Genomic DNA, 22483 nt, shown 5'->3' with positions numbered 1-22483 from the left:
TGGCGGTTGTGTAACTGACTGACTAACAACCACCTAATTATCGCTTTTGCATAGGTTAAAATGCATTGGGTTTATAACGCAGAGACCCGATAATACGATCCCAAATTTCAACCATTTGAGCATCATTGTAAGTCGTTTTTTTATTGTCGTTAAATAAGGTGATGCTTAAAAAGGGTTTGGAAAATGAAGAGGTACCTTGGTTCGCTTTTAACAGAAAATAATAGTAGGGGAAACCTGACTCCACTTTATTTTCTTTTTCATTATAAACGTCTTGTCGGCCTGCCATTAACCATTCTTGAACTGGAACATCATTAGGCTTTAACTCACCTTTTTTAAAGGTGTGCATATTATTTAATATCATTGATTTTTTTATCTCTGATGACCGACTTAATAGGGTATCATCAGCTGCTGTTACATGGTCTTCCATAATGGCTGATAAGCCAAAATCATTATTTTCATATAAAAAATATAATCTTTCGTTAGGTTGATTTTCATCATCAAGTATAAATCCATTGGGGATACAGACGCCTTTCCCTTTTGGGATCTCATGATCTAATCGCCCGCTTAGCCGTGAAATAAGAGATAGCATAGCAGTGAGTTTTATTGGTCGAGTATTTGTTTCTATTTCGCTAAATCCTGAAACTTCTATATAAGATTTTTTTTCATCTGCATATCTGGGGGCTGATAAGTCTCGTATGTTTGTTGTGATAATAAATGCAATATGGTTGATATATACATGTGCTTCTAATGTACGATATGCATCATTAGCCCCTGGTCTATTTCTATCGTAAATAACGCCCTTACCGTTTGGCAATTGAATGATGTTTTTAAGTGCAGGGGCATTTTCTTCACTTTGTTCCCATTCTCTTAATTCTTTTTCCCGTAATTCAATTCGTTGCCTAAATGCTGGTGGATAAATAAATTGACTTTCAATTTTAAAATCACCAATAAAGATTTTGTTTTTAAGCTTATTGTTAAATGATTCAGGAACATCTATCACATAGCGCCCAATACATTGTGGTTTTGCGTTTTCAAATAATAAGTCGATCACAATTTTTTCCTTATCAGTTAATGGAGAAGGTAAACTCTCACGAGTTAACCAAAAAAACGCCACAATAATTATCGCAATCAACCCGATTGCTATTTTTTGTGTTTTAGTTAACCGCACGGATATTAACCTCTAACATTATTTTACTGACTGACGGAAATAGGGTGTTTAATGCATTCATGGTGTTGCATATATTATTATTTAAAGTAACCACGTATTGAATAGCCAACAATAGTGGGTGGTTGTGTTGACAGCGGGTAATTCACGGTACAGCTATCAGACTAACAACCACCTAATTATCGCTTTTGCATGGATTAAAATGCATTAGGTTTATAACGCAGAGACCCGACAATACGATCCCAAATTTCAAACATTTGCGCTTCGCTGTATGAGGTGAATTTATTTCTGTTATTCATAAGAATATGTAATTTAGGGATAGTCAAAGAACCCGTTGCTTCATTAGAATAAAACGTAAAGAAATAATACGGTAAATTAGTGATCCTTTTGTTTTCTGATTTTGAGTAAACGTCTTGTTCGCCTTTTACCAGCCATTGTTGTGATGGAATATCACTGGGGGATAAATTTCCTTTTTTAATTGTTTCTCTGTTTTGTTGGCGTATGGCTGCATTTATTTCAGTACTTCGACTAAGTAAGGTATCATCAGAGCCTGCAAAGCGGTTATCCGATTCAACCGAGAAAATAAATTCACCTGTATCGTAAACAAAAGAAACTTGCTGCTTAGTTTTTTCATTGTCATCTAAAATAAAACCATTTGGAATGCAAACGCCTTTTTCCATCGGAATTTCGTGATCTAAACGGCCACTTAACCGCGAAATTAATGAATGCATAGCGATTAGCTTAGATGGTTTTTCATTTGACTGAATCTCAGTGAATCCTCTAGATAAAAATGCTAATTTCTTTTTTTCATATTTTTTATCAGAAAAATCTCTGATATTTGTAGTAATGATAAAAGCGATATGATTAACATAAACATGAGCCTCTAACATTCGATATGCATCATCTGACGTTGGTTTATTTCTATCAAAAATAATCCCTTTGCCATTGGGTAGCTGAATAACTTGTTTCAGCATAGGGGCATTTTCAGCGCTGGTTTTCCATTCTCGTAATTCTGTTTCACGTAACGCAATACGTTGTCGAAATGCTGGGGGATAAATAAACTGACTTTCAATTTTAAAATCGCCAATATACACACTGTCATGTAGTCGATTATTGAATGACTCAGGAACATCAATAACATAACGGCCAATACATTGGGGTTTGGTTTGTTCAAATAAATTTTCTATCACCACTTTTTCCTTGTCAGTCAGTTGAATGCGGGCTTGCTGTTCAGTAAAAAGAATAAGCCCCACCAGTATCATTATTACGGTAAGTGTTATTCCACCCCAATAGAGGTTTTTTTTAGTTAGCTGCACGGATATTAACCTCTAACATTATTTTACTGACTGACGGAAATAGGATGTTTAATACATTCATGGTGTTGCATATATTATTATTTAAAGTAACCGCGTATTGAATAGCCAATAATAGAGAGTGGTTGTGTAGACAGCGGGTAATTCACGGTACAGCTATCAGACTAACAACCACCTAATTATCGTCTTTGCATGGATTAAAATGCATTGGGTTTATAACGCAGCGAACTGATAATACGATCCCAAATTTCGACCATTTCGGCATCACTGTATATTGTTTCTTTATCATTGTTAAATAAAGTTATACTTAAAAATGGTTTAGAAAAAGAGGATGTACCTTGATTTACCTTCAAAAGAAAAGAATAATAAGGAAATCCTGATTCTTCGTTATTTTCTTTGTTATAAACTTTTTGTCTCCCATACATTAGCCATTCTTGAGCGGGAACGCCATTGGGTTTTATTTCACCTTTTTTAAACGTGTGCATATTATTTAACACCATCGATTTTTTTATTTCAAAAGATTTATTCAATAATATTTCATCTTGAGGTGTCTCGTGATGATCCATGTTAAGTGCTAAACTAAAATCACTATTTTCATATAAAAAATAAATATCTTCTTTTTGTGTATTTTGAACATCTAAAATAAAACCATTAGGAATGCAAACCCCTTTTTCTGTGGGAACGACATGATCTAACCGCCCACTTAATCGTGAGATCAAAGATTGCATAGCCGCTAATTTAGCTGGTTTTTGGTTTGATTGAAATTCTGTTCCGCCTCTGGATAAAAAACTAGCTTTTCTTTTTTCATATTTTTTATCAGAAAGATCTCGGATATCAGTAGTAATTATAAACGCGATATGATTAACATACACATGGGCTTCTAATGTTCTATAAGCATCATTAGATCCGGACTTATTCGAATCGAAAATAACGCCTTTTCCATCCGGCAACTGTATAACCTCCTTCAGTACAGGTGTGTTTTCTTTACTCGTCGTTCTCTCTCTTAACGCCTTTTCTCGTAACTCAATTCGTTGCCGAAATGCAGGAGGATAAATAAATTTGCTCTCAATTTTAAAATCATCAATAAATATCTTATCCTGCAATTTGTTATTAAATGATGCTGGAACATCAATAAGATAACGACCAATACATTGAGGTTTCGCTTTATCAAACAGAGTTTCTATCACAATCTTTTCCTTGTCACTTAACGGAGCAGGAGCAACTTCACGAATGAGCCATAAAAATGAAATGATGAGCATAGCCAAAATTATCATGAACCATGCTTGTAATTTAGTCAGCCGCACTGGCATCAACCTCTTGTACAATTTTAATAATCGACCTTAATGTAAATTTAATGGCATCACTAAATTCAGAATAAGCCGTATCATCTAATGCATAAGCATTTTGATGATCAACATTTGTCGCCAAGACACTTTTAATTGACGGATGTATTTTTATTTTATTGAGTGACTCAATGGGAACAGTGCTATCACCTTTGCCTAACGACGAAACTAACTCATAAACATTATCGTCATCTATTTTGTAATAATAATGCGGAACATCTCCTGTAGGAATAACATACATTTTACCATCTGATTGTTTTTCAAATCGAACATTTTTAACGGGCGGTAAACGTCGCAATGCATCCTCACTCAGTTGTATTTCTCGTTTATATGAAACACGACTCCATGAAAGATAATTATCGGATTCTTTTTCATTACCATAAAATACGTACGTGTTAGGGTGATAAAAGCCTTTTTCCTGATGCTCCATAAAAGGTCTAACCGAACCTTCCATTAATTTATCATATTCATCCCAATTACTCGTGACCTTCGCATTATCGGAATCAATGATGTCGGATTGATACAGTTTCCACCACACATCATTACGTAAGTAAATTTCATCAAAAGGATCTACTTTAGGATATTCACTCTCACCATCAATTTTTAACCATCCTGATGGGTATGACGGATACGGCAGTAATTGTAATGGCGCTGGCGCTCTTGCTAAAACAGGCATTAATTTTTCTGCGTTTCCTCCTAAAACTTGCCCTGGAATATCTTCTTTACCCGCTCCGGTTTTCATTCGGCGATAAGCTGCTGGAGACCCCAAATCAGGGATAACCCCGTGAACAACCCCTAAAACCTTATCTTGGCAGCCTTTAAATGTAGACTCTTCAGGAGGATTCATTGCATAACGAGCGACTAACCCCCCCATAGAATGCGTGACTAAAATGACTTTTTCTACTGCTAAACCATATCCATGCTTATTTTTGTAGATATCTAAAACATCATCAATATATTTAGTCAGTTCTTCAGCGGATATAGCATTATCCTTCAACCAATTATAGCCAAAAACATGAACAGAAAAGAGGAAGCGTTTAAAGTGCGTTAGCTCAGGATCGGTTAGCGGAGAGTCATGAGTATCCCCTAATTCTCGGCTAACTAAGTTAGTTAATACACCTGAACGTTTGAATTGTTTTAGTTTAGCGTCAGAATACATACGATAAACATCAGTTTGCCAATCATCCAACAAAGCATATTGAAAAAATTCTAAGAATTTTCCATAGCTTAAATATAACGCTTCACCCCAATGCCGCTCGTGTCTAGTAGGGAGTAGTTTTCCATTATCAGGAAAGAGAGAATGAACTCGAGAGCTAATACTTGTTTTCCTGTTTTCAACAGTAGTAGTATCTGGGTTTAAAGTTTTTCTACGTTCATGACCGTCTTTCGGGACAAACCAAAGGGTATCAGCCCCCTTAATCGATTCCGCTTTCCAAGAATCTTCACCAACATCACTTTTAAGATTTGTCCCCATGACCCCAGGGATAAAAATAATAGGTATTACCTTTGTTGGCGGAACAATGCATTTAGCTTCTGCATTGAGTGATTTATGTTGAAGTTGAATATCAACCCAACGGCATTTCCCGTTTTTATCCCATTGTGGTAAGTAATACGAAATATGTTGGCATTCACTGGATATTGCTGAATTGTCTGATTTATCTGTCATAAAAGCTCCTAAAAATAAATTCTCTGACCGTTAGAACGTCACTACTTACCATCAAGTTTAATGTCGAGCTGATCTAGCCCTAAGCCCTTACGTTCAGATAAATTTCCTTGGGCATCACTTGCACTGGTACTCTTTGTGCCTTCGGCATAAATACCAACAGGTTTTGGTAGATGAGGACTGCCTAAATCGCCTAAATTAACCAATTGAGGCTTAATAGCAAACTCAGAGCTTTCCCATGATTGCATTGCGACATTCATACTTTGCCCTCCGAATTTCTGCCAGACGGCACTGCGCTGGATAATTTTATCGGGTGCTGCACACTCCACGGTGCCATCTGCGATGCGAATATAACCGCCGCCACTGGTTAAAATAATTTCCTTTTTGGCTTTAATAATCACTTTGCCATCATGGCTGCTAATGCTTAAATCCTTTAACGCATCTAAGGACATTTCATCGTGCTGCGCTTCAATGGCGATTTTGCCTTGATTCGCAAAAATTTTGATCCCAAGCCTTTGGGCAAACAGGCTAATAATTTCCCCTGCGGCAACGGTGAATTTTTTGGCAATACTAAAATCTGCACTATTACGGGCGGTATTGATGATATTTTCCCCTGCGGAGGTTTGAATACTCTTAGGGGAGGTGTGTGCAATGCCCTCAGGGGATGAAATCAGCAGGGCGGCTTGCTTAAGTTCGTTAAGCGTTTCAGATAAAAGGTCTTTTTGTGTTTGCAAATCAGCAAGCTCAGCCTTTGCAACGTTAGCGGCTTCTTTTAATGACTCGGTAAGTTGTTGGGCTTGTTTTAACTGGGCAATGGCCTCTTCCATCGCCAGCACATCCCCGCCGGCTTTTTCTTGCTTATCGGTGGAGATAAACAACCCTTTACCTGCCCGAATTGCGCCCCAGCTGTCGGTTCGCAGCTCAAAGCCATCGCCGCGTTTTTTTCCCTCACTATCCACCAAATGCCCCAAATTGAGCTGGGTTTTACCGCCGTATTCGGTGCTGACTTTAATGTGCTCTTCTCCGCGACGGTCTTCCATGCGCAATTTGTTATTGGCAGGGGTGCGAATCACGTTACGGGTGCGGTTGAGCTCCGTGATGTGGTCGGGGTGAACGGAATCATGCAGGGCGTGGGCGATATACGGCCTGTCAGGGTCACCCTCGTGGAAGGCAATCGCCACTTCGGTGCCTTGAATTAACGGAAAATGCATTCCATAAGTTCTGCCCGCGTAAGGCTTGGCAAGGCGCACGGGCATGCTCTCAAACCCCGCGGGCTTGTCGTCACGGTCGGCATCAAACTTAACCCAATAATGGCCGTTTTCGTTTTGGCGGGCGTAGATGTCGCTCTCTATCGGGCTGGTGACACGGGCGGTTAAGGTGCCTGAAATCACCGGGCGAGGCTTCAGCTCAGGGCGCCAGCAGATGGCTTCCGTGTACGGCACGGCATCAAATTTCACGATAAGTGCGTTGGCCCGGCTGGCAGCAAAGTGCAAGCGGGTTAATAACACGGGGGATTGAAATACCGTCGGCAGGGTGGAAATTGGCGAATTATCAGTGATTTCCAGCACCATCAACGGCACCACATCGGGGGCGGTGGTTTTCCCGTTTAGTAAAGTTTGGCACGCCAGAAAGCGCTCGAGGTCTAAGTGTGCCCAAAAGTTCGCGGTTTCAGGCTCGGGCTGATATTTGTCCCCGCGAGTGAGGTGGCGCGCTTTGTAGTGGTAGACGTCACCGTATCTCGGCGTCTCATTTTCCCCGTGGCTTCTATCCACCACTCTGGAAACCAGTGGGTCATCGGCAATCAGCGGGTTGTAATCTTTGGTAAAAACACTGTTTTCAACCACTTGGTGGCGCAATGCTAAGCCCCAAACGCTGTCGGCGTGGTTATCACTGAGCCCTGATGGGCTGTTTAATGGCAGGGATTTGCCGTAAATATAGCCGCGCTGGCTGTCGGTAAAGTTAATTACCTCGGTTTGGGTATCAGGTTGCAAGGTAAAGTGATAAAAAATCCCTACCTCGCTGAGCAAACGCTCAATAAATTGCTTGTCATTTTCGTTAATTTGGTTGATTTGCAGGCGCTTGGGGTATTTTTGTTTCAACGTAAATTCAAACTGCCAGCCTTTAAAGTTGTGGTCACGCAGGACTTGCTCTACCACTTGGGGTATTGATTGGTTGATAAAAAAGCGGTGGGTGCGAAATTGATGGCGCAGCAGGGCAAAAAATGGCTCGATAACCAGTTGGTAGCGCGCTTCGTCCGCAGAGCCCGATAAGCGCTGGAAATCCGTTACGGTGCCGTGTACCCGCTTGGTGACGGTGCGCGTTGGCACGCCCAACATGGTGGTAGCAGGGGCGTTAAAGGTCAATGTGGTATAGCGTCGCAGCAGTTGCTCGGGTTGCAGGTCTTTATCGGTGCTGGTAAAGGTGATTTCGTAGCGATAGGTGTCGCTGACGGCTTCATCCCCGGTGAAGTGCTCCACATCCAACAAGCCTTGGTAGCCTTGCACGTCAAGCTGGTAGCGGTTTTGCCCAGGTAACAGGGCTTCGGCGATTTCAGTTATACTCATAATGTGACTCCCTGATCGTCAAAACTCAGGGTTATACCTTCTTCTTCATCATAACCAAGAGTGATGGATTGAGCGTTCTGCTGCGTGGATTGGCGCATCAGTAACTGCTGGCTAAGAACGGGCAAAATTTGCTGGTTGAGCAAGCTATCAATATTACGGGCGCCAGTGTCGGGTAGCAGGCAGGCGCTGACTAACGTGTCGTACAGCGCTTCTTCAACGTGCCCCGTTAAACCGTAATGCAGTTGCAGGCGTTTGATGACACTACCTAGCTTCATTTCAACAATGGTGCGCAGGGCAGTTGGCCCTAATGGGCGGTAAATCAGGGTTTGGAAACGGGCTAATAAGGCAGGTTGGAAATGGTCGCGCAGTGTGGGGCGCAACAATTCATGCAACTCGCTGTCGCTGGACTCAGGGAATTCCTCAAGTTGTTGCATCAACAAATCACTGCCTAAATTGGCGGTCATTAAAATCACCGTGTTGCGAAAATCGATTTCGCGCCCTTCACCGTCACGCATAAAACCGCGGTCAAACACTTGGTAGAACAGGTTGATCACGTCGCGGTGGGCTTTTTCCACTTCATCAAGTAATACCACGCTGTAAGGGCGCTTGCGGACGGCTTCGGTTAGCACACCGCCTTGCCCGTAACCCACGTAGCCTGGAGGTGAACCTTTAAGTTGGCTGACCGTGTGGGCTTCTTGGTATTCCGACATATTAATGGTGACGAGGGCTTTTTCACCGCCAAAGAGTTGGTCTGCCAGTGCCAACGCGGTTTCTGTTTTCCCAACACCGCTTGGGCCGACCAATAAGAACACGCCTTGTGGCCCATTTTCAGAGGCTAAGCCTGTTCGAGCGGCACGTAGCCGCTGCCCTAAGGCGATAAGGGCACTTTCTTGCCCCACCACACGCTGGGCTAAGTTATTTTCGAGTTCAAGTAAGCCCGTTTGTTCATCTTTGAGCAGGCTTGAAAGGGGCACGCCAGTCCAGTCTGCTATCACCGTTGCGACAGTGCGCACGTCAACATCAGGGCAAATCAGCGGTTTACCTTGTTGTAAGTGGTCTAATTGGCCTTGTACCTCAGTGACGTCTTTTTCTTCGCTTCGTAAGGTCATTAATTGGTTGATTAAGCTTTTTTCTTGCTCAAAACGGTGTTTGATATCCGCCAGTTGCTGTTCAATGTCTTGTTCTTCTGCGGCCAGTTTATCAAGGGCGGGTTGGCTGGCCGTGTTACCAATGGCGATATCGTCATTAATGGCTTGCTGTTCCAGTGATAACGCTTGCTGGCGTGATGCTAAGCGGGTGAGTTCTTCAGGCAACGTGTCTAAACTCATGCGAATACGGGCACTGGCGGTATCCAGCAAATCGACAGCTTTATCGGGCAGTTGGCGGCCCGTAAGGTAGCGACGTGACAACGTCACGGCTGCTTTGACTGCATTATCGGTAATATGCACACCATGGTATTTGGCGTAGCGGGACTTTAAGCCACGTAACATGAGGCAGGCTTTTTCGTCGTCAGGCTCGTCCACTTTGACCACTTGAAAACGGCGTTCTAATGCGGCATCACGCTCAAAATACTGTTTATACTCAGACCATGTTGTGGCGGCGATAGTGCGCAATTCGCCACGAGCTAAGGCAGGTTTAAGCAAGTTGGCTGCATCGGCGCCACCTGCTTGGTTGCCTGCGCCAATGATGGTGTGGGCTTCATCAATAAACAGCAAAATAGGGGTTGGGGATTGCTGCACGGCTTCAATCACATTTTTAAGGCGCTGTTCAAATTCCCCTTTAACCCCTGCGCCCGCTTGCAATAAGCCTAAATCGAGGGTGCGCAATGCGGTAGTTTGCAGGCTAACAGGGACGTTACCCTGAGCAATACGCAAGGCCAGCCCTTCGACCAACGCGGTTTTCCCGACGCCCGGTTCGCCCACTAAAATGGGGTTGTTTTTACGGCGGCGGGAGAGAATATCCACCATCTGGCGAATTTCGTCATCACGACCAAACACGGGGTCGATGGTACCCTCACGGGCTTTTTCGGTCACATCAAGGGTAAATTTGTTTAAAACGTCAAGTAAGGCGTCATTGAGTGGTGTACCTGCCACGCCAGATGCGGCCTGCGGGTTGTTATCGGTTTGGTTGGCAGGCTCTGCATGGGTAGGGCTGTTATGCACCGCCAATTGCTGTACTTCAGGGCGTTCATCGGATTGCGCATCCAGTAAAGGGCGTAATCGCTGTAATTGGGTGGCACTCAAGGTCATCAGTGGCCATAAGTTTTCGTTAGGTAACAACGCTGGCTGTTTGATGATTGCGGCTAATAAATGGACGCTGCGAATATGTTCCACATCTTCATCTAAAGAGGCATTAATCCACGCTTGTTGGATCAACGTTAATAAGGGTTTGGCAAGTTGTGGTCGGCTATGTACAGAGCGGGGGAGCTGTTCAATGCTATCCAATAAGCTTTGCCATAATGCGGTCATGTCCCACTCATAGCGACGTGCTAACACCATAATATCGCTTTCACCAAGTTCGAGGAGTTTAAGTAACCAATGCTCAATCGTTATTTCTGCATGCGCACGGGTTTGGCATAAGGAAGCCGCAGCTTCTAATGCGTTGGCACAAAAAGGGTTTAAACGACGTAACAGCATAACGGGGGAGTTTTCCATGTTCTCTTCTTCCTACAAATTGGCTATTTGATATTTACCGTGAAAAGGGGGGGCCGAGGTACGCTACCGCCCTTTCCCTTTCGCATAGGGGCATAAGCATTTGTGTTATTGGGTTTGTGTGTGGGAAAAATAAAAAAAGCAGGCGACTAGCGCCTGCAATGCGAAAATTAAGCGGTTGATCTCTCATTCCAAGAATCAGAATGAATGATGTTGCCGTCTTTAAAGGTCCACGTAATTTTTTCATAACGCAGCTCGATTTCTTCGAGGTGGTTATGTTTTTCTTTACTTGGCTCTTTAACGTCGTGCATTTTTGGCGCGACTTTGACGACTTTGACGTTTTCAAGGGTGGTGTTGAAATATTCAACTTCTTGGCCTGCATCATCAATGCGGTACCATTTGAACTCGGCTTTTTTCAGCGTTTGGCCAGTGGTGACCGCTTTGTATAAGTAAGGCGTAGAGGAATCAATTTCTTTAACGAAAATGAAAGGCGTATGGATACGCGTGCCGGTTAACTTACCAGTGTTGTTATCCGTTGGGATATACAAGTTATGGTCTTGAGCCACGATTTCGATGCTGCCTTCACGGTCTTGTACATTGACAGAACCTTTGATGTCCGCACCGCCATCATCTTTAAGCCATAGGTAAATAGGAATAGCCATAAATTACTTCTCCATAATAGTGAAATGTGTGTCCCTGTCCTTCAGGGACACGTTTTTACTCATTCGATGCCTGACAAGCATCCACTTGGGGCATTAAACGAATTTCGACCCGGCGATTTTTCGCGCGTCCTTCTGCGGTGTTGTTGCTGGCAATAGGGTTAGCTTGCCCGTTGCCTTGTACCGCAAAACATGAAGGTGCGATGTCGCTGGTTTGTATCATCCAATCACGCACAGATTCGGCGCGTTGCAGTGATAGTTTTTGGTTGTTTACTGGGTTACCTGTGTTGTCGGTATAGCCCGAGACCACAATCAGCCAACCGGATTTTGCGCGGATATGGATCAGCGCATCGATTAACACTTTGGTTGCGCTCGGTTTTAAGGTGTATTGGCCGACATCGAACAGCGATAGGCTGTCGAGGCTTACCATCTCAGGGGCTTCTTGCACAATGACGGGTGCAGGTGGGGCGGGAGGTGCCCAACTGCTCAGTAAAGCATGCAAGTGTGGTAATAAATAACCACCTTGGTATAAGGCCAGCGAATATCCCGCGGGCACACCTTCACGTTGCCAATGGGACAGCTGAACGGCATCGGTTTGAAGTTGTTGATAAGTCACTAGCTTTGGTGCTAGCGGCGTATCCGAAAGTTGAATAAACCGCGCGGTGTCTTCTCCAACATGGCGAACTAGTTGGCGGTTATTGTGGTAACTGCCGCTTAAGGCGCCCACTAAAAACAGACCGCAGATAATCCCAACGGCACCCATTAAACGTTCATAACGGTTCAGGCTAATATCGTGGTGTAAGCGTGTGAGTAAAATATCGGGCAGGGGTAAAAGTGGCACATTTTGCGTCGATGTTAGCGGTGCTAAGCCTGTTCTTCGCGTAATAAATTGCTGCCATGAATTATTTTCCACGCTGGTAATGGGAATGAATTGTATCGCCCAAGCGGAAGGCACTAGCTTACGCACACCGGCTTGTTCCACGGTTAATTGCGGGGTAAATACTTGTTGCAACCAATCCAGTAAGTAATCAAAGCCTAACATGGTGTGAAGTTGTTGGTGCTCGCTGGTAAAAAATTGCTGAACCCACTCGGATAAAGGTTGCACTAAACTGCCATTTTGCTCGACTTGAAACTCACGCTGGTGATTGAGTAAGGTCAGCCAAGGGCGCTCTTCGTGTCGGTATTTTGCATAAGGATCCGTCTGCTGAATGGGGGACAAATATAGCGAAACCCAAAATGGCAGATGAACACCCGCTTTGCTGCGACTTTCGCTAATGGCACGTCGCCAATTGAGCATCTCTTGGGTCAATGTTTCTTGTAAAACCAGTTGTTCAGGCAATACCGCAAATAACACGGAGAGTTGCCCAAGCTGGACTGGCGAGGTTTCCACCACAGTTTGCGTCACATCAAGTAACATGACGGGAGAGGTGATAGACACATACCACGCTTGGGACGTTTCACGGTGGGTTAACCCGTTAGGAAACAAAGCCTCTGATTGCCCACATACCAGTACGATAGCTTGTTGGTATGACGCAGGTGGTAACATCGTACTAACTTGTTTTTCAAGGCTTTTGGAGTGTTGTTGCTGTTTAAAACGCCAATACCATGCAACGCCTGCTATGACAATAGCCAACGCGCTGAGAAACAGGGAAACGGTGTTTCCTAACGGCCAGAATCCCCAGACTAACCACAAAAAAAGCAGGGTTGCCAGTAAGATGACCACGAATTTAATCGAGTTTTGCATTACTGTCCTTGAGGCATCCATTGTTGCAGTAAATGCTCGAGTGAGGTTGAGAAACCCCACCACATAGCGAAGATCACTACCGCCCCCGCCAGCCAGCTAAGCCAATATAAACGGCGGCGGCTAAAGCGCAGTTTCGGTTTTATGACCAAAGGGAGTTTAGATATGGTCTGAAAGCGAGGGAGCATGGCATTGAGCTGAACCATAATTTGCTCGCGCTCGGGGTGGTCAAGGCGGCGAAATTTCCCAACAAAACCTAAGGTTAAAATACGGTAAAAACAGGTCAGGGCAGCTTGGTTGGGCGCGGCTTCCGAGAGTAGCCCTCGCAAGCGATCCCAAATCTGTTCACCTGCATCTAACGTATTGAAATAACGTGCTTGTAAAGGTGACTGAACCCATGCTTGGTAACCGAAGTCACCTTTTTTGCGTTTCAAGACATTTTCATCAAGCAAGGCACATTGGGCATAGAGCATATGCTCTATGGTGCGCTCATCATACCCATGTTGAATAAGCAATTGACGTGTATGATCAATAAGTTGGCAAGCATGATGATAAAGATCATCGCCGTTGTTGATCTGCACGCCGTGCTGTAATTGGCATACCATTAGCCATGTATCGGCAAAAATATTGTCGAGGATTTGTGTTGCTGTGTTTTTACTCATGAATGAACCACCGCGAATAATTCAAGCTGGATATCCCCGAGCGTACTTGGGACATAAAACGAACAATTTCCTGACTCCAACATGGCAATACCCGCAGGGCTTGATAAATCAAGGGCAAAATATTGGTTTTCGAGTCGCAGTGGTAAGGCAGTTGGGACGTGGCTTAATGCACGCAGAGGAATACCGTTTAGCGCAACGTTCACCACATCGGCAACATCATCAGCACTCCCAGCCTTACATAGCAATGGAAATTGTGTGGCTAATACGTGTGTTGGTAGTGATGAACGAACGGACAAATAGAAATCTGCGCTATCTCGTAAGCGGCCATCATGCAGCTTGCCTCTCCAGAAAGGTTCTTCTTTGACAAGGTCAATGGTGACGATGCGTGAGGGCAAGCTGGCTTCTAACAAGGTATTGAGCAACATAAACAGCGGCGGAAAAACCGCTTCTGGTTTTGCATGTTGATATTCAGGAATGCTCTCAATGTGATGGTCGAGGGAAAATGTGAGTAACCCACCCGCCAAACGCACCAGCTCCCGATACAACATTTCAGGGTGACGATTCAACGATGAACGTAGCTCATTAAGAACAGGCTCGGCGCTATTTAACGCATTGAGCAACCAAAACAGAGACACATCAGCTACCGCAAAATCCGCCATTTTTTCATTACTTTCACGGCGTAATGTCATTAAACGACGGCGTTTTGCCACTAAGCGATGCATAAATTCAGTGAGTAGTGCGACGAGTTCTTGGTTACCTTGGCAGCTTAATAGCGGCGGAATGAAGGTGGTGTCAAACATCCAACCACCTTGAGCATTGCGGACTAACCGTGCGACAGGGCAAGTGATGTAGTGGCTGTTTTCATCGTGCGCAAATCGTAGACTGACCGCATGGCGCAAGACCGCAATATCGGTTTGCTCGTGGCCCACTAAGTCCTGAACGTTGACCCACTCTTGTGCAAAACGACGAGGGCGCTCTGCGTTCGCCTCGGATAATAAATTCCCGCCATTTGCCAGTAACAGGGGAAGCGCGATAACAATATCTAATACTTGTTTATCAGCATGTTCACTGAGATCGACGACAGGGGGAAGGTTATCAGAAAGCGTGCTGTCAATCAGCGTACCATCTGGCAGGCGTACTACCATTTTCTGCGCACTGAGTCGTGAAATGGTTAACGCACTTTCGTCGAACTCGGTGCTGATCACCCCCCAAGGGGAGGCGATCGTCATACCGGCAACAACATCAGTAATGTGGCTATCCCAGCGGGCTTGCTGCTGAAATTGCTGAGGTGTCAAAAACGCACCATCAGTCCACAGAGGACGGTAGATTTTCACCAGACAGTCCTCTTACGCTTTTGCTTTTGGCATTTGTGAAACTAAAGAGAGATCAACATCCATGCCTTCAACTTGGAAGTGTGGAACGGCGTACAGTTTCACACGGAAGAAACCAGGGTTATCTTCAATGTCTTCCACAACCACTTTTGCATCACGCAGTGGGTGAGAAGCTTGTAAATCATCACTCGGGTCGGTCATTTCAGTGACTAGCCCACGAACCCAATTGTTTAACTCAAGCTCCAGTAAACGGCGGTCTTTGGTGGTACCGATATTTTCGCGCTGAATTAATTTTAAGTAATGGGCGATGCGTGATAACAAGAAGATATACGGTAAGCGCGAGTTAATACGGCTGTTTGCAGTGGCATCAGGAGTATCGTAAAGTGCTGGCTTTTGCGCTGAATTTGCAGAGAAAAAGCATGAGTAATCGCGGTTTTTATAGTAAGACAGTGGAATAAAACCGAGGTTAGAGAACTCAAACTCACGGGTCTCAGGGATCATTACCTCAGAGGGGATTTTTACCTGACTGCCAGTGCCTAAATCAAACAGATGAATAGGGAGGTCTTTAACCGCACCGCCTGCTTGTGGGCCACGGATCTGCACACACCAGCCATTGTTAACAAAGCTTTTGACCATATTTGCCGCAAAAGCAAAGGTTGCATTCGTCCACAAATATTTTTCGTGATCAGGGCCTTTGACTTCTTCAACATAGTTAAAACTGCGTACTGGTACAGTGTCTGGGCCATAAGGTAGACGACCTAATACGCGCGGCATCGTTAAGCCGATGTAACGTGCATCGTCAGAGTCACGGAACGCTTTCCATTTCAGGTATTCTGCGCGATCGAAGTAGTTGCCAATATCTTTGATAGCCGCGACTTCTTCCATGGTGTCTTTTCCAAAGAATTTCGGGCCAACAGAGCCGATAAAAGGCATGTGGGCAGAGGCTGAAACTTTAGAAATACTGCGTAATAGAGCGATATCTTGCGCACTTCTGTCAAACTCATAGTTTGAAATCATCGCGGCGATTGGCTCACCACCTGGGGTGTCATATTCCGCAATGTAAGTGTGCTGATACAAACCGCTTTGAATGACCTCAGGGCTATCTTCAAAATCCTGACGTAAGTCGTCTTTTGAGACATCAAGGAGTTCAATTTTCACATTTTGGCGAAAATCGGTGCGATCCACTAAGAATTTTAAGCCGCGCCACGTGGACTCAACTTGTTGAAATTCAGTATGGTGCATGACTTCATCGAGTTGCTGGCTGATTTGTTTATCAAGTTCTGCAATATGGTGGTCGAGCAGGTTACGGTCTAAGCGCTCAACCTGTTGACCCGATGATTTTAAGCGATCAAGAAACACTTGAACGGCAACAGTGACGCGCTCATCTGCGGTTGTATCAGCGAGTGCTGCGTTATCTTGGAACGCATTGATATCACTGATTTGTGTTACAGGGGTGAGGTTGATTTTTTCAAATAAAGAGGCGTAGATACCGTGGTTAGTCGTATCGTCCAGTACAGTTGTGGTGTTATTTGAGGTTGTTTCGTTATTCACTGACATCAGCATAATCCTGTGTTATATCCAAATTAGTCTTTTTTCGGGGCCAGTTGAGCCAGTTCTTCGCGTAATTCATCGCTTAACGTTGGGTCTTTAAGGATGTTTTCGAGTTCACGACGGAAAGTAACGTTATCGAGCAGATTGGATTTGAGGTCACGTAACAGGTTACGCATAGCCAACATGGCGCGAAGTTGAGGAATTTGGCGTGCCACTTGTTCAGGCTCAAAATCTTTCATATTTTTGAATGAGAGGGCGATACTTTCTTCTGTTCCATCCCCTGCAAGTGTATTTTTAACCGTGAGGTTGACGGTTGGATTATGTTCCGCCAATACACTATCAAAGTTATTTTTATTGATATTTACCTTTTCACGTTCAGATAAAGCGCGCGTATCTTGTCCGTGGCTATAATCGCCAACTGCTAATAACTTTAGCGGTAATTCAACTTTCTTTTGTGCTCCACCCGTGTGTAAATCTAATTTAATATTGACCCTTGCTTTTGGTACTTCATTTTGGAAACTGTCTGACATAAGAGAAATTCCTTTACTGATTCACGTATATTATCTGTTTAATATTGGTAAATGGTTGAGTTTAAATAATGTAAATTTAACTTAGTGCGTTTTTGTACTTATATAGCGATTTAAAAGACAAATCAACTTTTCTTATCAATATTTGGATAATGATAAAAAAGGTTTTTTTAGAGGAATAGCTAAAATGAAAGCATTAATAATGTTAATTAACAGAGGGTTAGATTTTTTGGGGTATATAATAAAGTTATCAAATAAATATTTTAATTAATTTGTAACATTAGATTTCAAATGATTTTTAGAATTATAGATTAATGAATTTACTCTTATAAAGGGTGTTTGTGGAATGATTTATGTAAAAAGAGAATGCGTTGGAAAATATCTCTTATTAATTGAAAGTTGGTAAGTGTTTCGAATAAGAAAAAATATAATAAGAATTGATATTGTTTTTTAGAGTGAAAATTAAACAAAAAATAATTTCACTTGTTTTTTGTGTAAAATATAACGAGAGATAAAAGAGTATTTACTCATTAATGGTGTTATTTTGAAAGTAATGACCAAAGTTATTGACATAATAAATTATGTTACATATTAGATTGGTTGAATAAGCTACCTATACTAAAAAAATATATAAAGCCTATTTTAAGTTTACTTAATGGGGTAATTTGAAAAAATACAGTGAGTTGCTTTTGTGGAGCCATTGAAAATGAAAATCTGCAGAGGGACAAAGCTGTACTTAGCATGCTTTTTGGGGTATTCAGCTAAAGATGATACCGCGTTTACAGAAACGCCTTAGCTTCTTTGATAAGCGAATAAGTCACTCGGTTGGCTGGTAGAGATGAATGAATGTGCCGATTAGCAAAAATGAGTGATAGGCTTGAATGAGAAAAACATCAAGCCAACAGGGTGATAAGTCTTGTTTTTACACTCAAAGCGCATCTAACAGATAGGCTGTAACTCATCCACCTTCCTGTTTGACAAAATGTGCTCTTGATTATATTCGATGGATAAGGGCGCAGCTAAAGCTGATAGCTGCGCTTATGGCCTTAATAGGCGTTAGGCCGAACTTTAAAGGACTGTAAGACCCTATCCCAGATTTCCACCATTTGTTCATCGGTATAATCTTTTACGGTCAATATCCCTGAGTTATGAAGTAAAATAAGGACTAAAGGCTGTAGGTATGTCACATGCTTTTCATTCGCATTGTATTGGAAACGGTATTTTTTATCGCCATCCTCTTCACCAGAGACGAGCCATTCTTCACCTTGGATTGTATTATATTGCACTTGGCCTTTTTTCAATGTAGATGCCCCCAGTTGCCGCATAACGGGCTTAATTTCGGATGAGCGTTCAAGTAAGCTTTCTTCTTCACTACCCAGTAAATTATCCATTACAATTGCCCATGCAAATTGACTGTTTTTAAATAGCATAGATAATTTAAATTTGTGGTCACGTCCGTCATCCTGAATAAACCCATAAGGAATACAAATTCCTTTTTCGGTGGAGATTTCATTTTTTGGACGACCGTGTAATCGAGAAATTAATGATCGCATGGCCGCGAGTTTTTGCGGTTTGTCGGTTAGATCCCAATTATTATCTTTAAATCTTTTTTGTCTTTCTAAATATTTAGAATCAGTTATATCACTTATATCTATTTTAATAATGAATGCGACATTATCAATATAAACATGCGCCTCTAATTCCCTTGCAGAATCTGGTTTAATGTTATCTTTGTTATGTTCAAAGATCACACCATTATTCAATCGAGTTGTTTCTTTCAAAAATGGCGCATTAGAATTATTTCTTACTGATGAATTCTTTAACTCATCCTCACGCAATTCAATACGTTGTTTAAATGCAGGCGGATAAAGGAACTGACTTTCAATGGTCATGTTATCAATATTAATAATGGAGGACAGCTCTTGCGTTAACGCTTTCGGATAATTAAAGGTATAACGACCCAAACAATAGGTTGGTGCATCATCAAACAGAGAGTTAATCACAGCAGGATCCTGTTCATTGAGAGAATATGAATAGGTTTTGTTGGGCACAGTGCACGCCGTTAAAACACTAAAGATAAAAGCCCCAAGCGCGATGATTATAATCTGTTTTTTCATCATATTCCTTTACCTTACTGTTTGACAAAATGTGCTCTTGATTATATTCAATGGATAAGGGCGCAGCTAAAGCTGATAGCTGCGCTTATGGCCTTAATAGGCGTTAGGCCGAACTTTAAAGGACTGTAAGACCCTATCCCAGATTTCCACCATTTGTTCATCGGTATAATCTTTTACGGTCAATATCCCTGAGTTATGAAGTAAAATAAGGACTAAAGGCTGTAGGTATGTCACATGCTTTTCATTCGCATTGTATTGGAAACGGTATTTTTTATCGCCATCCTCTTCACCAGAGACGAGCCATTCTTCACCTTGGATTGTATTATATTGCACTTGGCCTTTTTTCAATGTAGATGCCCCCAGTTGCCGCATAACGGGCTTAATTTCGGATGAGCGTTCAAGTAAGCTTTCTTCTTCACTACCCAGTAAATTATCCATTACAATTGCCCATGCAAATTGACTGTTTTTAAATAGCATAGATAATTTAAATTTGTGGTCACGTCCGTCATCCTGAATAAACCCATAAGGAATGCAAATTCCTTTTTCGGTGGGGATTTCATTTTTTGGACGACCGTGTAATCGAGAAATTAACGATCGCATGGCCGCGAGTTTTTGCGGTTTGTCGGTAATAGGTATATTATATTTCTGATCCCTTATCTGCATATTTTTATATTTAGGACTAGATACATCCCTTATTTCAGTTTTGATAATGAAAGCAATTCTATCAATATATATATGTCCTTCCAAAATTCGACCAAAATCTGGTGTTGTAGAATTCTCGTTGCTGTCGAATATAACTCCATTATTTAATTTAATGACCTCTTTTAAAAAAGGAGCATCAGAGTTATCAACTACACGTTGACTCTTTAATTCATCCTCACGCAACTCAATACGTTGTTTAAATGCAGGCGGATAAAGGAACTGACTTTCAATGGTCATGTCATCAATATTAATAACGGAGGACAGCTCTTGCGTTAACGCTTTCGGATAATTAAAGGTATAACGACCCAAACAATAGGTTGGAGCATCATCAAACAGAGAGTTAATCACAGTATAATCCTTTTTATTAAGAGAATACGAATAGGGTTTATTCGGCACGGAGCAAGCTGCTAAAGTGCCCATCAAGACTAAACAGAAAAAAACAATCAGCCCTTTTTTCGTCACGGTTTCACCTCATCTGTTTGCAAAATGCGACATAATGAACGCAAGGTAAATTTAATGGCGGGGGAGATATCACCTGTTTTTTCATATGTCTCAAACTCGGCATCCCCTTTCAGAGGGGCAAACTGATAGGCATTCTGGTGGTCGACATTCAATTTTAAGATCTCTTTGAAGCGTGATTTTGCCTGTAAGTTGATAGAGTATTGGGGGACCGTGCCATCACCAGCTCCACCCTCATAATCATATGAAAGGGTATTTTTCCATTGATAACTGGATTTGACTAATGTGTACTCACGCTTATCGCCATATTCCTCTGTTGCTCGGCTGTCATCAGAGACCCATAACCAAGAGGTTTTATCCCGTAATTTCCATGTCACTGTTTCATCTGAACGACGAGCGTCTTTTGGGTCAAGTTTATCAAAATACGCCCCGTAAAATTGGTAGGTATTGGTATGGTATTGACCGTCCATTTTTTGAATGAAAGGGGAAACTTGCCGTTCAATTATATTTTTATAATTAATAAAATTGCCTTTGCTAGCGATATCATTTTTATCAAGAATGTCTGATTCATACATCCGCCACCATACATCATCTTGAAGATAAATTTCCTCAAAGGGATCACCATTTTGAGGCAGTAATAAATCCGTCATTCCATCAGGGCTGCCTTTTTCAATTCGTAACCACGGTTTTCCGTGGTTATAGTTTGCTGATGGTAAAAGTTGTAATGGCGCTGGGGATTGCGCTAATACTGACATCAAACGCGTAGCACTCATACCCAACACTAACCCCATTGGCATGGAATGCTCACCAATTTTCATCATTTTATAGGCAGTGGGTGACCCCAAGTCCGGCATTACACCATGTACAATCCCGAGGATTTTATCTTTGTATGGTGTGGCTAATAATTCCGAGGCGTAACGTGACACTAGCCCGCCCATTGAGTGGGTTACCAGAATGACTTTCTCATGCCCCTTTTCAAATGCCAGTCCATGTCCGACTCGCCCATTAGCATCATAATTATACATTTTCAACACGTTATCGATATAATCGGCAAGTTCTTGTGCGGACTGCGCGTTGTCTTGCAGCCAGTTATAACCAAAAGCATGAAGCGGAAGTAGCAAGCTGCGAAATTTAGCCGCTTCTTTAAGCGAAAGCGGGTTTTCATCATCAGGTGACAGTTTCTTGTCTAAAATATGTTGAAAAATAGACGCTGAACCTTTGCCAGTGCCTTTAAAATACTCCGTTGCTGCATCGACAGTGGCGATACCATCACTTCGCGCTTGGTTATAATAATCTTCCCATATCAGCAATTCTTTTTGTAATTTGTCGAGAGGCTCTGCATATGAAAATTGCAATACGCTTCCCCAGCCACGTTGTTGGCGAGAGTTAGCAAAATAAGTCGACTCTTTATCATTATCTCCCACCTTTTGATCAAAATCCGTCACAACTGCGTTAGGATCTAATAACTCACGACGGCGCTTTCCTGATGTAAAAACCCATCCCAGTGCATCCCATGCCTTTAATGTCAGATTACTGCGTATTCGCCAGACCGAATCGCCTGTATCTTTATGTTTTAAGTTAGACCCCATAATACCGGGTAAAAAAATGACAGGAACCACTTTGGTGGCAGGGACATAGAGGTAAGCTTTGGCATTCAGTGACTTGTGTTCAGTCGTACACTCCCAAGCAACCCGTTTTTTCTCATCAAACTCACAAAAACAGTGTTGAATATGCTCTTTTTTTTCATCTTGACTCATTATTTATCCTTTAATTGTAGGTCATATTTTGAATGTTATTTTGGTAATAGTGATGAAAATTTGACTTACGCTAACAGATTGAGAAGGTTAAAAACAAATTAAATATTGAAAAAATTTAATGAATGAGAGATGAACGAGATTTATCTGAGGTAGAGTACGTCATGAGTCGCTTTTTTGTGCGATATGAGGAAATACCAATACGATAGATAACTAAATACCCATGTTGCCAAGGTATATCTAGTGTGGGGGCCAATAATTATCTTCAGGATACTTTGAGG

At 42.5% G+C, this 22483-nt stretch carries 15 protein-coding genes; all 15 read right to left on the bottom strand.

Annotated features, from left to right (window positions below; translation table 11 throughout):
• Positions 1 to 55: 55 nt before the first annotated feature.
• Positions 56 to 1174, bottom strand: a complete 1119-nt coding sequence (locus AC4IFT_RS02940; RefSeq protein ID WP_490750599.1) for a T6SS immunity protein Tli4 family protein — start codon at positions 1172 to 1174, stop codon at positions 56 to 58.
• A 188-nt stretch (positions 1175 to 1362) separates the two neighbouring features.
• Positions 1363 to 2427, bottom strand: a complete 1065-nt coding sequence (locus AC4IFT_RS02935) for a T6SS immunity protein Tli4 family protein (protein WP_490750598.1) — start codon at positions 2425 to 2427, stop codon at positions 1363 to 1365.
• A 248-nt stretch (positions 2428 to 2675) separates the two neighbouring features.
• On the bottom strand, positions 2676 to 3788 hold the full coding sequence (locus AC4IFT_RS02930) for a T6SS immunity protein Tli4 family protein (RefSeq protein ID WP_490750590.1): 1113 nt from the start codon (positions 3786 to 3788) through the stop codon (positions 2676 to 2678).
• The gene (locus AC4IFT_RS02925; RefSeq protein WP_490750589.1) at positions 3769 to 5487 is read right to left on the bottom strand and encodes an esterase/lipase family protein; all 1719 of its coding nucleotides are present in this window, start codon (positions 5485 to 5487) and stop codon (positions 3769 to 3771) included. The genes AC4IFT_RS02930 and AC4IFT_RS02925 overlap by 20 nt, the downstream gene beginning before the upstream one ends.
• Before the next feature lie 41 nt (positions 5488 to 5528).
• The gene (locus AC4IFT_RS02920) at positions 5529 to 8048 is read right to left on the bottom strand and encodes a type VI secretion system Vgr family protein (protein ID WP_490750588.1); all 2520 of its coding nucleotides are present in this window, start codon (positions 8046 to 8048) and stop codon (positions 5529 to 5531) included.
• Positions 8045 to 10702 carry a type VI secretion system ATPase TssH gene (tssH, locus tag AC4IFT_RS02915; protein ID WP_490750587.1) on the bottom strand — a complete coding sequence of 886 codons (2658 nt, stop codon included), beginning with the start codon at positions 10700 to 10702 and terminating at the stop codon, positions 8045 to 8047. Before tssH ends, AC4IFT_RS02920 begins: the two co-directional genes overlap by 4 nt.
• Positions 10703 to 10869: 167 nt before the next feature.
• On the bottom strand, positions 10870 to 11361 hold the full coding sequence (locus tag AC4IFT_RS02910) for an Hcp family type VI secretion system effector (RefSeq protein WP_219248511.1): 492 nt from the start codon (positions 11359 to 11361) through the stop codon (positions 10870 to 10872).
• A gap of 55 nt (positions 11362 to 11416) precedes the next feature.
• Positions 11417 to 13102, bottom strand: coding sequence for an OmpA family protein (locus tag AC4IFT_RS02905; protein ID WP_490750586.1), 1686 nt, complete (start codon positions 13100 to 13102; stop codon positions 11417 to 11419).
• Positions 13102 to 13761, bottom strand: a complete 660-nt coding sequence (gene tssL / locus AC4IFT_RS02900) for a type VI secretion system protein TssL, short form (protein WP_490750585.1) — start codon at positions 13759 to 13761, stop codon at positions 13102 to 13104. The genes AC4IFT_RS02905 and tssL overlap by 1 nt, the downstream gene beginning before the upstream one ends.
• Positions 13758 to 15095 carry a type VI secretion system baseplate subunit TssK gene (tssK, locus tag AC4IFT_RS02895; RefSeq protein WP_490750584.1) on the bottom strand — a complete coding sequence of 446 codons (1338 nt, stop codon included), beginning with the start codon at positions 15093 to 15095 and terminating at the stop codon, positions 13758 to 13760. Before tssK ends, tssL begins: the two co-directional genes overlap by 4 nt.
• Positions 15096 to 15107: 12 nt before the next feature.
• Positions 15108 to 16655 (bottom strand): type VI secretion system contractile sheath large subunit, encoded by a 1548-nt coding sequence (tssC, locus tag AC4IFT_RS02890; protein WP_273839727.1) that lies wholly within the window; start codon positions 16653 to 16655, stop codon positions 15108 to 15110.
• Positions 16656 to 16675: 20 nt separating this feature from the next.
• Complete coding sequence (gene tssB / locus AC4IFT_RS02885; RefSeq protein ID WP_219248501.1) at positions 16676 to 17173, bottom strand: type VI secretion system contractile sheath small subunit; 498 nt, start codon at positions 17171 to 17173, stop codon at positions 16676 to 16678.
• A 1043-nt stretch (positions 17174 to 18216) separates the two neighbouring features.
• On the bottom strand, positions 18217 to 19287 hold the full coding sequence (locus tag AC4IFT_RS02880) for a T6SS immunity protein Tli4 family protein (protein WP_490750583.1): 1071 nt from the start codon (positions 19285 to 19287) through the stop codon (positions 18217 to 18219).
• A 93-nt stretch (positions 19288 to 19380) separates the two neighbouring features.
• Positions 19381 to 20451, bottom strand: a complete 1071-nt coding sequence (locus AC4IFT_RS02875) for a T6SS immunity protein Tli4 family protein (protein ID WP_490750582.1) — start codon at positions 20449 to 20451, stop codon at positions 19381 to 19383.
• On the bottom strand, positions 20448 to 22205 hold the full coding sequence (locus AC4IFT_RS02870) for an esterase/lipase family protein (RefSeq protein WP_490750581.1): 1758 nt from the start codon (positions 22203 to 22205) through the stop codon (positions 20448 to 20450). The genes AC4IFT_RS02875 and AC4IFT_RS02870 overlap by 4 nt, the downstream gene beginning before the upstream one ends.
• Positions 22206 to 22483 lie beyond the last annotated feature (278 nt).

The sequence above is a fragment of the Providencia sp. UF-183 genome, from assembly GCF_058246155.1.
The sequence above is the reverse complement of the archived record's forward strand: the minus strand, read 5'-3'. Positions and strand labels throughout refer to the sequence as shown.